Origin of the sequence: Pseudomonas sp. ICMP 10191, assembly GCF_001467335.1 — a bacterium.
Classification (GTDB): Bacteria; Pseudomonadota; Gammaproteobacteria; order Pseudomonadales; family Pseudomonadaceae; genus Aquipseudomonas; species Aquipseudomonas cerasi.
Window position 1 is genome coordinate 91,209 of record NZ_LKGW01000035.1, and the last position, 14,206, is coordinate 105,414.

Consider the following 14,206-nt stretch of genomic DNA (forward strand, 5'->3'; position numbering starts at 1 on the left):
GTTAGCTCACGGGGCCTTTTTGTGTTGCGTCTGAATCAGTGCCGCTTGCGGTTGGTGATCTGAGTACCTACACCGCTGTCGGTGAAGATCTCCAGCAAGACCGCGTTGGGCACTCGACCGTCAATGATGTGCGAGCTGTTGACGCCGCCCTGAACCGCTTCCAGCGCGCAACGAATCTTCGGCAGCATGCCGCCGTAGATGGTGCCGTCGGCGATCAGGCCGTCGACCTGCTCGGTGGTCAGTCCGGTCAGGACTTCGCCCTGCTTGTTCATCAGGCCGGCGATGTTGGTCAGCAGAATCAGCTTCTCGGCCTTGAGGGCTTCGGCAACCTTGCCTGCGACCAGGTCGGCGTTGATGTTGTACGACTCGCCGTCCGGGCCCACGCCGATAGGCGCGATGACCGGAATGAAATCCCCTTTGACCAGCATGTTGAGCAGCCCGGTGTTGACCCCGACCACTTCACCGACCTGACCGATGTCGATGATTTCGGGCTTGGTCATTTCCGGCGTCTGGCGCGTGACGCTGAGCTTCTTCGCACGAATCAGCTCAGCGTCCTTGCCGGTCAGGCCGATCGCGCTGCCGCCGTGACGGTTGATCAGGTTGACAATGTCCTTGTTGACCTGGCCGCCCAGTACCATCTCCACGACATCCATGGTTTGCGCATCGGTAACCCGCATGCCGTCGATGAAGTGGCTCTCGATGGACAGACGCTTGAGCAGATCACCGATCTGCGGCCCGCCGCCGTGAACCACCACCGGGTTGATGCCCACCGCCTTCATCAACACGATGTCGCGCGCAAAGCCGGTTTTCAGCTCTTCGCTCTCCATGGCGTTGCCGCCGTACTTGATAACCAGCGTCTTGCCGACAAAGCGGCGAATGTAAGGCAGCGCTTCGGAAAGGACCTTGGCTACATTAGAGGCGGCATCGCGTTCAAGGGTCATTCAGGGCTCCAGTCAAAAGGAAAAACAATCAAAATGGCAGGTCGAGGTCCGGCGCAACTTTCTTGAGTTCTGCGTGGAACACGTCCTTGATACGCTGCAATTCGGCCTCGGTTTCGGCTTCAAAACGCAGCACCAGTACCGGCGTGGTATTGGAAGCACGAACCAGACCCCAGCCCTTCGGATAGTCCACACGGACACCGTCGATGGTGGTCAGTTTGGCATCGCCCCACTGCGCATCCGTTTCAAGGGCCTTGATGATGCTGAACTTGGTGACATCCGTCACCTTGATGTTGATTTCAGGCGTCGAAATATCGTTCGGGAAGGTCTCGAACAGGTCTTCGGCATTGGCCTTTTCCTGGCTGAGGATCTCCAGCAGGCGTGCTGCGCTGTAGATGCCGTCATCGAAACCGAACCAGCGTTCCTTGAAGAAGATGTGGCCGCTCATTTCGCCTGCCAGCAGCGCACCGCTTTTCTTCATTTCTTTTTTGATCAGCGAGTGACCGGTTTTCCACATCACCGGACGACCGCCATGTTCGCTGATCAGCGGAGTGAGGCGGCGTGTGCATTTCACGTCGAAAATGATGTCGGCACCCGGATTGCGCTTGAGCACGTCCAGCGCGAACAGCATCAACAGGCGGTCCGGGTACACCACGTTGCCCGCGTTGGTCACGACACCGACACGGTCGCCGTCACCGTCGAAGGCCAGGCCCAGGTCGGCACCGGTTTCCTTGACCTTGGCAATCAGGTCCTGCAGGTTTTCCAGCTTGCCCGGATCCGGGTGATGGTTGGGGAAGTTGCCGTCCACTTCCGCGAACAGCGAGATCACTTCACAGCCCAGCGCTTCGATCAGTTGCGGAGCGATCACGCCTGCCGCGCCATTGCCGCAGTCGACCACGACCTTCAGCTTGCGCGCCATGACGATGTCATTCTTGATCTGCTGGAAGTAGCGATCAAGGATGTCGACTTTGGTGATGCTGCCTTTCTGCGACGTCAGGTTGTTGGTCTTGATGCGCTCGTGCAGTGCCTGGATCTGCTCGTTGGCGAGGGTGTCGCCGGCGATGACGATCTTGAAGCCGTTGTAGTCCTTGGGGTTGTGGCTGCCGGTCAGCATGACGCCGGTCTTGCCGGCCAGCACGTTGGCTGCGTAATACAGCGCAGGCGTTGGCACCAGGCCCACATCGCTGACGTGGCAGCCGCTGTCGTGCAGACCTTGAATCAGTTGCTCTACCAGTTCAGGGCCGGAAAGGCGACCGTCGCGGCCAACGCTGACGTTGGGTTCGTTCTGCGCCAGGCTTTCAGAGCCAATGGCGCGGCCGATCCAGTAAGCCGTTTCAGCGTTGAGGGTGTCCCCGACCACGCCACGAATGTCGTAGGCACGGAAAATAGTCTCGGGAAGGTTGGGTGCCACGGATGCTGGGCTGTTCATAGCGAGGTTATGCTCCGATCTCAGGAAGTCCTGGTTTTCGTCGAGAAGGTCGATATCAAGGATATCGGTATCTTGAAACAGCGGATCGGTCCAGTCGGTGCGTGATGCAGCCACGGTGGACGAAGCACTGCCTTTGGCAATATCTGCATCGCGCTGCTCGCCCGCCGCCAGGACAGGCACTGCCTGAGGCTGACTACGAAGCGAGACACGAGCAAGGGCCTGAGCCAGACCACTAAGGGCCGGGAGGCTCAAACCGAAGGGTTTGACGGCTTTTCCGCGTGAGAGTTCTTGGAGCAGCTGATCCAGTTGCCGTGCGTCGGCGCAAATACGCTTCTGCAGGGCCCGTTCATTGCGGTGCAAGCCAAGCAGCACACCCGCTGCAGCGATAATCAATGCCAGCAGCAGAAGCATCACGGACGGAGAGGTTTTCAGCCCGGGACCGGGCGTGAACTCGAGTTTCCAGCCTGGATAACCGGTATCGAAGGCCTGGGCTTTGCCGTCATCGGCCTGACCGCGCTGCAGGAAAACCTGAGCAGGCCCGCTGCCGAATTGCTGGCTGAGCACCACTTGCCCGGCATCGGTAGGCAGCGTCGGCAAGGCATTGAGCAAGCGCTGCAGGTCAAAGGCCAGCAGCAACGTACCCATCACCGGCTGAGTGGCAGTGGCACGCACCGGTGCGGCGCTGTAGATCAACCAGCGCTCGCCGACCTTGCGCGCCTCCGGGGCGACCGTCTCACCTTGTGCGGCCTTGTTGAGCATGTCCAGGGTGGCGAAACTGACGGGCAGTGCGCCTTGCGTGTCCACATCGGCCAGCCCCTTGGAGTACAGCCGAGCGCCTGCAAGGCCGTCCCAACGGGTAAATCGCTCCTGAGCGGCCAGCAGGGCAGCGGCGTCATTACTCTGAAGCGTCTGCACAAGCGCTGCACCGGAGGCTGCCGACTGGGTGTCCGCGTTGATCTGATGCAGCGCCAGACCCACCGCTGCTGCCTGACTGCCGCCCCAGGCCTGAACAAGCTGGTCCTGTTGCTGCGGACCGGTGGCCAGAGCTGTCCAGACCAGTGCCGCAGCAATCAGCAGGCCGATGGCGGCAGGCACCAGGCCAGGCGCGAGTCCTTTGAGGCTCGCAGCCGGAGGCGAGTTATCGGCGGGTATGGCGTGCTGTGAAGCGCTGTGCTGACTACCTTTCACCGACCTCTCCCTGAGTCTTGTCCCGAACCCGGATTATGTGCCGAATGGCGATCAATGACTGCCGGAATGACCGAAGCCGCCAGCGCCACGCTGACTTTCGTCGAACGCTTCAACCAGCTCGAAATGCGCTTGTACGACCGGCACCAGGACTAATTGGGCGATGCGCTCGCCGACGGCGATGTTGAAGGCAGCCTGGCCGCGGTTCCAGCAGGAGACCATCAGTTCGCCCTGATAATCGGAGTCGATCAGGCCCACCAGATTGCCCAGCACGATGCCGTGTTTGTGGCCCAGGCCGGAGCGCGGCAGGATCAGCGCAGCAAGGCCCGGATCGCCAATGTAAATCGACAGGCCGGTAGGGATCAGCAGGGTCTGCCCCGGTTCGAGGACCGTGTCCTCCTTGAGCATGGCGCGCAGGTCCAGGCCAGCCGAGCCGACAGTGGCGTAGGCCGGCAGCGGGAATTCGTTGCCAATGCGAGGGTCGAGGATCTTGGCTTGTAGAGCGTGCATTCGTAGTTAAACCTGATTCATGCGGTCGGCGATAAAAGTGACCAGCTGGCGGGCAATCTTGGCCTTGCTGGTCTGGGCAAAAAGCGTTGCGTGCAACGCCCGGTCAATCACGCTGCAAGCGTTCTCTTCACTGTTGAAGCCGATGCTCGGGTTGGCGACATCGTTGGCGACAATCAGGTCCAGGTTCTTGTCCTTGAGCTTGCGGGCAGCGTAGTCGAGCAGGTGTTCGGTCTCGGCGGCAAAGCCGACACTGAAGGGGCGATCAGGGCGGGTTGCGATGGTCGCCAGAATATCCGGATTGCGCACCATCTGCAGCAGCAAGCCGTCACCGTTCGAAGGATCTTTCTTCAATTTGTGCGGGGCAACGACTTCCGGACGGTAGTCAGCCACGGCTGCAGAAGCGATGAACAGGTCGCAGGGAATGGCCGCCTCGCACGCTGCCAGCATGTCGCGGGCGCTGACCACATCGATGCGCGAGACGCGATCAGGCGTAGGCAGGTTGACCGGCCCGGTGATCAACGTGACGCGAGCGCCGGCCTCCACAGCCGCTTCGGCCAGAGCAAAGCCCATTTTTCCCGAGCTGTGGTTGGTGATGTAGCGCACCGGGTCGATGTTTTCCTGGGTCGGGCCTGCGGTGATCAGCACATGCTTGCCGGTCAGCGTCAGGCGCTGGAAGCAGTCGGCCGCGCACTGGGCCAGGTCGTCGGCCTCCAGCATGCGCCCGAAGCCGACATCGCCACACGCCTGACTGCCGGACGCCGGCCCGAACACACGAAAATCGCGTTCTTCGAGCAGACGGGTATTGGCCTGCACCGAGGCGTCACGCCACATTGCCTGGTTCATCGCCGGGGCAATGGCGACGGTCGCGTCGGTGGCCAGCACGATGGTGGTCAGCAGGTCGTTGGCGATGCCTTGCGCCAGGCGCGCGATGAGGTCGGCGGTGGCCGGTGCGATGAGGATCAGATCGGCCCACTTGGCCAGTTCGATATGGCCCATCGCGGCCTCGGCGGCCGGGTCGAGAAGGTCCAGGTGCACCGGGTGCCCGGACAGGGCCTGCATGGTCAGCGGGGTGATGAACTCTGCACCGCCCCGGGTCATGACTACACGCACTTCAGCGCCCTGATCGCGCAGGCGGCGGACCAGCTCAGCGCCCTTGTAGGCCGCGATGCCGCCGCCGACGCCAAGAACGATGCGTTTTCGATACAGCCGCTGCATAGACCTGCCTTTTTGGTCAAGTGAACACACAACGGCCATGACGCCTCCCCAGGCCAGATCGTCGTGCAAAAAAGATGGGCTAAGATAGCACAGCGACCGCACCGGAACAGCGGTGCCCAATCACATGGAGGTGCTATGAGTATTCGCAGTTGGCCCGCGGCTGAACGCCCCCGGGAACGCTTGTTGGAGTTGGGGGCGGCAAGCCTTTCCGACGCCGAGTTGCTGGCTATCTTTTTACGCACCGGCGTGGCTGGAAAAAGCGCCGTAGACCTTGCGCGTCATCTGCTGAATCAATTTGACGGGCTCAGACCGTTACTGGATGCGGATCTGTCGGCATTCACCTCGCAACTGGGGCTTGGGCCCGCCAAGTTCGCTCAGTTGCAGGCGGTCATGGAAATGGCGCGTCGGCATATGGCCGAGTCCTTGCGCCGTGAGTCAGCGCTGGAAAATCCGACCCAGGTTCGCAGCTATCTCAAGGCCCTCCTGCGGCATGAGCCGCACGAAGTCTTCGGCTGCCTGTTTCTCGATAACAAACACCGGGTCATGACCTTCGAGATATTGTTTCGCGGGACGATCAACGCGTCCTACGTGCACCCGCGCCAGGTGGTAAAACGAGCGATGGCGCATAACGCTGCGAGTCTGATCCTCTGCCACAACCATCCTTCCGGTATCACTACGCCCAGCCGTTCCGACATCGACCTGACCAAGCGCCTCAAGGAAGCGCTGATGCTGGTGGATGTTCATGTGCTTGACCACGTGATCGTGGGAGACGGTGAGCCACTGTCGATGGTGGAACGCGGTTTGATGTAAAGAGCTGACGAGCAATGCGCGCGATGGGGCGGGCACCCGGATTATCGCTCCCACGCTCTGCGTGGTAATGCCGTTCTGGACGCTCTGCGTCCGGTCTCCAGAGGGTCGTGCCAATGCAGGCATTGGCACGACGTCACCCAGAGAGCCTCAGGTCAGCCAGGGGCCTTACTTGACCTGCACTTTATAGAAATCCTGCCTGCCGAACGGGCTGACCTGATAGCCAGTGACGTCCTTGCGTACCAGGGCTGCAGCCGTCGGATGGGCGAGGGGGATCCACAGTGCCTGCTGTTGAATCTGCTGCTGGGCCTGGTGATACAGCTTGCTGCGTTCGGCCTGGTCACTGACTGATTTACCGTCTGCGATCAGCTTGTCCAGTGTCTTGTCGCAATAACGGGCGAAATTGGTGCCCGACTGCACGGCTGCACACGAGAACTGCGGGGTCAGGAAGTTATCCGGGTCGCCATTGTCGCCTGCCCAGCCCATGAACAGCAGGTCATGCTCGCCAGCCTTGGCGCGGCGAATCAGTTCGCCCCACTCAATGATCTTGATCTCGGCATCAATGCCGACCTGCTTCAAGTCAGCCTGCAACAATTGAGCGCCCAGGCTCGGGTTCGGGTTCAGCAGGCTCCCGGAAGGTCGCGTCCAGATAGTGGTCTTGAAGCCTTCCTTTACACCGGCCTTGGCCAACAGCGCCTTGGCCTTGGCAACATCGTGCTGATAGCCAGGCAGGTCCTTGGCGTAACTCCAGGTATTGGGCGGATAAGGACCATTGGCTTTTTCAGCGGTGCCTTCGAACACGGCTTTCAGGTAATTATCCTTGTCGAACGCCAGGTTGATGGCCTGGCGAACTTCCGGCTTGTCGAACGGCGGGTGCTGGCTGTTGATCGCGACAAACGCGGTCATGAACGCTTCAGTCTTCTCGACCTTGAGCGAGTCGTCCTTGCTGGCTGCCTGAATATCCAGAGGCTTGGGCGAGAGCGCTATCTGGCATTCGTCCTGACGGATTTTCTGCAGGCGCACATTGGCGTCCGGCGTGATGGCATACACCAGCGTGTCGATATCAGACTTGCCGGCGAAGTAATCGTCGAACGCCTCATAGCGCACCGCGGCGTCTTTCTGGAAGCGCTTGAACACGAACGGCCCGGTGCCGATCGGCTGGCTGTTGAGTTTTTCCGGCGTGCCCGCCTTCAACAGCTGCGCGGTATATTCGGCTGAATAGATCGAGGCGAAACCCATGCTCAGCGTGGCCAGGAAGGTCGAGTCCGCATGGTTGAGCGTAAAGCGCACGGTGTGTGCATCGGGCGCTTCGATACTCTTGATCAGCGCGGGCAACTGCATGGATTGCGCATGCGGAAAACCGCTCTGGGCGATCTTGTGCCACGGGTTCTGCGGGTCGAGCATGCGCTGGAAGCTGAACAGCACGTCATCCGCGCTCAGCTCGCGAGTCGGCTTGAAATAGTCAGTGGTGTGGAATTTCACTCCGGCGCGCAGCTTGAAGTCGTAAGTCAGGCCGTCTTTGGACACGGTCCAGCTTTCTGCCAGGCTCGGCACCAGCTTGCCGCTCTTGGCATCGAAGTCCACAAGGCGGTTCATCAGCACGTCGGCCGATGCGTTGGTGGTGGTCAGCGAGTTGTACTGTACAACGTCGAAGCCCTCGGGGCTGGCTTCGGTGCAGACCACAAGGTTCGATGCCTGGGCAGCGACGGGAAGCAGGAGTGGAACGAGTAGAAATGGGAGTGCAGCTAGGCGCATGGCGTTATTTCCTGTTCAGAAAGGGCCCCATCTGCCGGCGCAGTCTGGTGAGGGACTAACCCTAGACCATGTACTGGCGCAGAACAATCGTCTCGGCGCGACGAGCGGTCGATTTGCCTGTGCCCCCGCAGTGCTTGAGCATGCCGCTGCGCGAGGCGTGATCATTCGGGGCAAAGTGCTTTGCCTGTTGTTGTGCCAAAGGCTTTCTGGTATAAAGCAGCGCTCTTTTCTAGGGGCCCGGTTCCTTCACTGTAGGTGTAGCCGGTAAGACCCTTAAAGAAACGCGGCGCCTGGCGCCAAATGACTGAGAGATTAAGCGGCCAACCCATGCCGGGTTGGGCATGTGGTTTTAGAGGGCTGAGGCATGTCGAGAGTATGTCAAGTTACCGGTAAGGGTCCGGTGACTGGGAATAACATTTCCCACGCAAACAACAAAACCCGTCGTCGTTTCCTGCCAAACCTGCAGCATCACCGCTTCTGGGTTGAAGGCGAGAAGCGTTTTGTTCGTCTGCGCGTATCTGCTAAAGGCATGCGTATCATCGACAAGCGTGGCATTGAAGTTGTGCTCGCTGAACTGCGTCGCGACGGCAAAATTTAAGGGAGAAAATCATGCGTGAATTGATCCGTTTGGTGTCGAGCGCTGGTACAGGCCATTTCTACACCACCGACAAGAACAAACGTACTACCCCGGATAAAATCGAAATCAAAAAATTCGATCCGGTTGTACGCAAGCACGTGATCTACAAAGAAGGCAAAATCAAGTAATTGATTCTGTCGGCTACAAAAAAACCCGCCTTGGCGGGTTTTTTTGTGCCTGCGTTCCTGGCGTAGCTGCCAGCAGTATCCAGGCAGCAAAACGCCCGACGCGATGCGCCGGGCGTTTCAAGCATGTGAAGCTGCTGTCGGGCGACGAAGGTACGGTCGCCTGATCAGCCGAAGCTGAAGCCGGCCACCAGACCGTCCTTGTCGACATTGACGTACAGACGGTTCGGGTTGAGGTCCTGGGTCGTGATGTCGCCAGGGCCGATCACCTTCTGAAGACCGGTAATTTCGCTGATATAGGCTTTGACGGTAGGCACATAGCGGCTGCCTACAAGGTACTGAAGCGCTTGGGCGATAACTTCGTTGGTCATTTTCAAAATCCTTTTTGAGTGAATGTCCTCACTGGACGCGCTCAGAATCCTCCAGAAAACCCGATGTGATGCGGTACTTATTTATCTGGAGCCGCCTCAAACACCACATAAATCTTGCGGCATGTTTCCAGCACCTCCCAGGTGCCCTTGAAACCGGCCGGAATCACAAAGCGGTCGCCTGCGCGCAGGGTTTTCGCGTTGCCCTGCTCGTCGCGCAGGACTGAAACGCCCTGCACAATCTCGCAATACTCATGCTCCGAGTAACTCACCTGCCACTGCCCGGGCTCGCCATTCCAGACGCCCGCGCTCATCTGTCCGCAGGGGCTGTTGTAGTGGTTGTAGAGGGTTTGTGCCGGATCGCCCTTGAAGACCTTTTCCGGTGCAGGGCGATAGTGCTCGGCGGCGGTGCTGGCTTCACTGAAGTCGACGATGCTTTCGATGCTCATGAGGGGGCCCTTGTCCTGAATGCGTTGAAGGTTTGACGTGCGTGCAGTGCGTTAGTGCCTCGGCGCGCGTGCTGAGCTGTTTAATAAAATCAACATAAAGGCACCGTAGCGGCTATTTATGTCAAATATATTGGTTTTGTCGGGCCGCTGGTTTAGGGTAACGGCCGTCCTGAAAAATTTCAGATTGTGTCTTTAATCAACCATGACACACCCACATTCAACAAGAGGAGGACATGCAAATGACCACCCTGACTCGTGCTGACTGGGAGCAACGCGCCCAGAATTTGAAGATCGAAGGCCGTGCCTTCATTCAAGGTGAATACACCGCAGCCTCCTCCGGCGAGACGTTTGACTGCATCAGCCCGGTCGATGGCCGGATGCTTGCCAAGGTTGCCAGCTGCGATACCGCTGACGCACAACGCGCGGTCGACAGTGCGCGCAGCGCCTTCAACTCCGGTGCCTGGTCGCGACTGGCTCCGGCCAAGCGCAAGGAAACGATGATCCGTTTCGCCGAGCTGCTCAAGCACAATGCCGAAGAACTGGCTTTGCTTGAAACCCTGGACATGGGCAAGCCGATTGGCGACTCGTTCGGCGTCGACATTCCCGGTGCCGCCAGAGCCCTGAGCTGGAGCGGCGAGGCCATCGATAAACTGTATGACGAAGTCGCGGCAACGCCTCATGACCAACTGGGTCTGGTAACGCGCGAGCCGGTGGGTGTCGTGGCCGCCATCGTGCCGTGGAATTTTCCGCTGATGATGGCCTGCTGGAAGCTGGGCCCTGCGCTGTCCACTGGCAACTCGGTCATCCTCAAGCCATCGGAAAAATCTCCGCTGACGGCCATTCGTATCGCACAACTGGCCATTGAGGCGGGTATTCCTGCGGGCGTACTCAACGTGCTGCCTGGCTATGGCCACACCGTCGGCAAGGCGCTTGCCCTGCATATGGACGTGGACACCGTGGTCTTCACCGGCTCGACCAAAATCGCCAAGCAGCTGATGATCTATGCGGGCGAATCGAACATGAAGCGCGTGTGGCTGGAAGCCGGCGGCAAGAGCCCGAATATCGTCTTCGCCGACGCGCCTGATCTGCAGGCCGCCGCCAGCGCCGCCGCCAGCGCGATTGCCTTCAACCAGGGCGAAGTCTGCACCGCCGGTTCACGCTTGCTGGTCGAGCGTTCCATCAAGGATCGCTTTCTGCCGATGGTGATCGAGGCGCTGAGCGCCTGGAAGCCCGGCAACCCGCTGGACCCTGCGACCACCGTGGGCGCGCTGGTCGATACCCAGCAGATGAATACCGTGTTGTCCTACATCGAGGCGGGGCACTCCGATGGTGCCAAGCTGGTTGCGGGCGGCAAGCGCATTCTGCAGGAGACCGGCGGCACCTATGTCGAGCCGACCATTTTCGACGGTGTGAACAACGCGATGAAAATCGCTCAGGAAGAAATCTTTGGTCCGGTGCTTTCGGTGCTGACGTTCGATACTGCCGAAGAGGCGATTCAGATCGCCAACGACACGCAGTATGGCCTGGCGGCTGCCGTATGGACCGCGAACATCTCCAAGGCACATCTGACCGCCAAGGCTTTGCGCGCAGGCAGTGTATGGGTCAACCAGTACGACGGCGGCGACATGACCGCACCGTTCGGCGGCTTCAAGCAGTCGGGCAACGGTCGTGACAAGTCGCTGCATGCGTTCGACAAATACACCGAACTAAAGGCGACCTGGATCAAGCTTTAGTCATTTGCCTATCGCTCCCAGGCTCTGCGTGGGCGTGTAGTTCTGGGACGCTCCGCGTCCGGTCTCGCGTTTGCGGCGTGGCGCAGANTGGACGCTCCGCGTCCTGGCTTGCGTTTGCGGCGCGGCGCAGATTTGTGACGCGGAGCGTCACGCACGGCATTCCCACGCTGGAGCGTGAGGAACGATAACCTTAACTATCGTGCGACGCTCCGCGTCGCATGCCGTTCTGGACGCTCTGCGTCCGGTCTTGATTGTGCAGTGAGGGCAGGCAGGAGCTTGAAAATGCGTTGGGGTACTTATTTTGCTGTGCTGGCGTCCGTGCTGGGCGTTGGTCTGGCAATGGGCGTCAGCATGCCGCTGGTTTCATTGCGGCTGGCAGGCTGGGGCTATGGCTCGTTCGCCATTGGCATCATGGCGGCGATGCCTGCGGTGGGCGTGCTGCTCGGCGCGGCGCTGGCCAGTCGTCTGGCGGCGCGCTTCGGCACGGCCAATCTGATGCGCCTGTGTCTGTGGGCCGGGGCGTTTTCGGTCGGTGCGCTGGCGCTGCTACCGTATTACTGGATCTGGCTGGTCTTGCGCCTGACCCTCGGGGTCATTCTGACCATCGTCTTCGTGCTGGGTGAAAGCTGGATCAATCAGCTGGTCATCGAGCGCCTGCGCGGGCGTCTGGTGGCGCTGTATGGCAGCACCTACGCATTGAGCCAACTGGCAGGTCCGCTGCTGCTGGGCGTGATCGGCACCGAGGCCGACTACGGTTTCTGGATTGGCGTGGCGCTGCTGGTCGGCTCACCGTTTCTGCTGCTGGGGCGCACCGGTGCGCCGTCGACCGAATCCTGCAACGTGACGTTTGCCGACCTGTCCGGCTTCTGTCGCGGCATGCCTGCCATCGCCTGGGCGGTCGCCCTGTTTGCTGCGTTCGAAGCGCTGATCCTCACCCTGTTGCCGCTTTACTGCATACGCCACGGCTTCACCCCGGAAATCGCCCTGATCATGGTCAGCGTGGTGGTGGTCGGTGACGCGCTGCTGCAACTGCCGATCGGCATGCTCGCCGACCGCATTTCACGTCGCGCGATGTTCACCGGCTGTGCCGCCTTGCTGCTGGCGTCCAGTCTGCTGGTGCCATTGCTGATCGACACTGTTCTGATCTGGCCGCTGTGGACCGTCTTCGGTGCCAGTGCCGGTGGGCTGTTTACCCTGTCGCTGATTCTGATCGGCGAACGCTATCGCGATGATTCGCTGGTCCGCGCCAACGCGCATGTCGCTCAACTGTGGGGCATCGGCTGCCTGCTCGGCCCTTTGATAGCCGGCGCGGGCAGCCAGTGGGTCAGCGGTGAGGCCTTGCCGCTGATGATGGCTGCAGGTGCCTTGGGCCTGCTGATACTGATCCGGCGACGCGGCGCGTTCGGCGATGCGCAGGCTGCGCCCGCTTAAAGCATTCTTTCCAGGCCGATGGCGCGGCTCATCCACGCATTGAAACGCCGCCACCAGTCGCCCGGTTCGGTATACAGGGTGTGGATCTGCCCGTTGTCTTCGGTCACCCACACCACTTTGCCGTCCTCCAGCCGCGCTTCGTAGGTGAGCGACGGGGCCATGCCCTGCAAGGTCAGTTCGCGCAGTTGTTCGGCCAGTTGCGGGCTGTCGACCAATACGCCCACTTCGGTATTCCACAGCACAGAGCGCGGATCGAAGTTGAATGAGCCGACAAAGACCTTCTGCCGATCAAAGATCATCGCCTTGCTGTGCAGGCTCGATTCGGAACTGACCAGAGAATGGCTTTTCTTGAACAGATGCGGACCGCTGCCGCGCATCGTCTCGGTATCGCCAGGCTGTCGGCGCAGCTCGAAGAGCTTCACGCCATGCTCCAGCAGTGCCTTGCGGTACGGCGCATAGCCGCCATGCACGGCAGGCACGTCGGTGGCTTCCAGGGAGTTGGTCAGCAGGCTGACATTGACACCGGCATCGGCCCGCCCGGTCAGGTACAGCAAGCCTTCCTGGCCCGGCACAAAGTAGGCCGAGATCAGCATCAGTTCCTTGTGCGTGTTCAGCAGTTCAGGCGCCAGTTGCGTGGTCAGCAGCAGGTGCGGATCAGGCTCGCCCTGCGCCAGTACCTTGGTCGGTGCATCCCACAGCGCCTGGTTGTACGCCCAGACCAGCTCGTTGAGCCAGGTTTTCATGCGCGGCTGGGTCTTGTAGGCCATCAATCGCTCATACAGCGCCTTGTGCTGCTGGTGCGCCTGCTCCAGAGAATCGTCCAGCTTGCGCCGGGCCTCGGCCAGATCCTCTCCGTCTGGCCGGAAATAGATGAACTCATCGATAGGCTTGCTGAGTGTGCTGTTCCAGTACTGGTCGAAGCTGTGGCCGAGCTGCTCGGCCACCGGCCCCACGCTGAGCATGTCGATATCGGTGAAATTCAGGTTCGGCTCGGCATCGAAGTATTCATCGCCCAGGTTGCGCCCGCCGACGATGGCCACGCTGCTGTCGGCCAGCCATAGCTTGTTGTGCATGCGCCGGTGCTGGCGCGACAGGTTCATCAGGCGCCCGAGGCTGCGGGTGATGCCGGTCTCGCGCCCCAGGTTTTGCGGGTTGAACAGGCGAATCTGAATGTTCGGGTGAGCGGCCAGGGTGGCGATGGCCTGATCCAGACCGTCGCTGGTGGTGTCGTCCAGCAGGATACGCACGCGTACGCCACGGTCTGCCGCCTTGAGCAGTTCATCGATCAGGGCGCGCGTGCTCAGGCCGTCGTGGACGATGTAATACTGCAGATCAAGGCTGCTTTTGGCATTGCGGATCAGTTCGGCGCGAGCCTTGAAAGCGTCACTGCTGTCAGGCAACAGACGAAAGCCAGAACGTCCCTCGTGGGGCATGGCCATGGCCTGGATCGAACGGCCGAACGCGGAGCCTGAAGACGGCATGGCCTGGCTTGGCTCACTGGCGACCTGTTGATGCGCGCAACCGCTGACGCATAACGCAACCAGCAAGCAAAAGGGCAAGGCCCATGAGTTATTCAAATTGATCTTCCGCGTCTGGACATGGCTCGACTTGGCGATATGACCCG

At 60.4% G+C, this 14,206-nt stretch carries 13 protein-coding genes; 5 read left to right on the top strand and 8 right to left on the bottom strand.

What is annotated here, in order from left to right; genetic code table 11:
* Positions 1-35 precede the first annotated feature (35 nt).
* The 4 genes from argB to coaBC are packed head-to-tail and all read right to left on the bottom strand — an operon-like array spanning position 36 to position 5,277.
* Positions 36-941, bottom strand: coding sequence for an acetylglutamate kinase (gene argB / locus AO388_RS04565; RefSeq protein WP_058416117.1), 906 nt, complete (start codon positions 939-941; stop codon positions 36-38).
* A gap of 28 nt (positions 942-969) precedes the next feature.
* The gene (locus AO388_RS30000) at positions 970-3,555 is read right to left on the bottom strand and encodes a phosphomannomutase/phosphoglucomutase (protein WP_058416118.1); all 2,586 of its coding nucleotides are present in this window, start codon (positions 3,553-3,555) and stop codon (positions 970-972) included.
* Positions 3,556-3,606: 51 nt separating this feature from the next.
* Entirely contained in the window at positions 3,607-4,062 is a 456-nt protein-coding gene (dut, locus tag AO388_RS04575) for a dUTP diphosphatase (RefSeq protein WP_003367474.1), read from the bottom strand.
* A 6-nt stretch (positions 4,063-4,068) separates the two neighbouring features.
* The gene (coaBC, locus tag AO388_RS04580; RefSeq protein ID WP_003367473.1) at positions 4,069-5,277 is read right to left on the bottom strand and encodes a bifunctional phosphopantothenoylcysteine decarboxylase/phosphopantothenate--cysteine ligase CoaBC; all 1,209 of its coding nucleotides are present in this window, start codon (positions 5,275-5,277) and stop codon (positions 4,069-4,071) included.
* A 135-nt stretch (positions 5,278-5,412) separates the two neighbouring features.
* Here coaBC and radC point away from each other — a divergent pair, with 135 nt between their 5' ends.
* A complete protein-coding gene (gene radC / locus AO388_RS04585) occupies positions 5,413-6,087 on the top strand; it encodes a RadC family protein (protein WP_003432182.1) in 675 nt (224 codons plus the stop codon).
* Between the two features lie 165 nt (positions 6,088-6,252).
* Here radC and AO388_RS04590 read toward each other — a convergent pair whose 3' ends face one another.
* Complete coding sequence (locus tag AO388_RS04590; RefSeq protein WP_044309681.1) at positions 6,253-7,839, bottom strand: ABC transporter substrate-binding protein; 1,587 nt, start codon at positions 7,837-7,839, stop codon at positions 6,253-6,255.
* Between the two features lie 364 nt (positions 7,840-8,203).
* On the opposite strand from AO388_RS04590, the gene rpmB reads away from it, so the two are divergent.
* Together rpmB and rpmG are read left to right on the top strand one after the other, a co-directional pair.
* Entirely contained in the window at positions 8,204-8,437 is a 234-nt protein-coding gene (gene rpmB / locus AO388_RS04595) for a 50S ribosomal protein L28 (RefSeq protein ID WP_002551514.1), read from the top strand.
* An 11-nt stretch (positions 8,438-8,448) separates the two neighbouring features.
* Positions 8,449-8,604: a 50S ribosomal protein L33 gene (gene rpmG / locus AO388_RS04600; protein ID WP_002551515.1), complete on the top strand. Its 156-nt coding sequence runs from the start codon at positions 8,449-8,451 to the stop codon at positions 8,602-8,604.
* A 164-nt stretch (positions 8,605-8,768) separates the two neighbouring features.
* Here rpmG and AO388_RS04605 read toward each other — a convergent pair whose 3' ends face one another.
* Positions 8,769-8,972, bottom strand: a complete 204-nt coding sequence (locus tag AO388_RS04605; protein ID WP_003367470.1) for an I78 family peptidase inhibitor — start codon at positions 8,970-8,972, stop codon at positions 8,769-8,771.
* Between the two features lie 77 nt (positions 8,973-9,049).
* Entirely contained in the window at positions 9,050-9,418 is a 369-nt protein-coding gene (locus AO388_RS04610) for a cupin domain-containing protein (RefSeq protein ID WP_044309682.1), read from the bottom strand.
* Positions 9,419-9,657: 239 nt separating this feature from the next.
* On the opposite strand from AO388_RS04610, the gene AO388_RS04615 reads away from it, so the two are divergent.
* Together AO388_RS04615 and AO388_RS04620 are read left to right on the top strand one after the other, a co-directional pair.
* Positions 9,658-11,151 (top strand): aldehyde dehydrogenase, encoded by a 1,494-nt coding sequence (locus AO388_RS04615; RefSeq protein ID WP_044309715.1) that lies wholly within the window; start codon positions 9,658-9,660, stop codon positions 11,149-11,151.
* Between the two features lie 282 nt (positions 11,152-11,433).
* Positions 11,434-12,582 (top strand): MFS transporter, encoded by a 1,149-nt coding sequence (locus AO388_RS04620; protein ID WP_003367465.1) that lies wholly within the window; start codon positions 11,434-11,436, stop codon positions 12,580-12,582.
* On the opposite strand, the gene AO388_RS04625 is transcribed toward AO388_RS04620, so the two are convergent.
* On the bottom strand, positions 12,579-14,159 hold the full coding sequence (locus AO388_RS04625) for a phospholipase D family protein (protein ID WP_003432186.1): 1,581 nt from the start codon (positions 14,157-14,159) through the stop codon (positions 12,579-12,581). The two genes, AO388_RS04620 and AO388_RS04625, sit on opposite strands and share 4 nt — an antisense overlap.
* Positions 14,160-14,206: the final 47 nt, after the last annotated feature.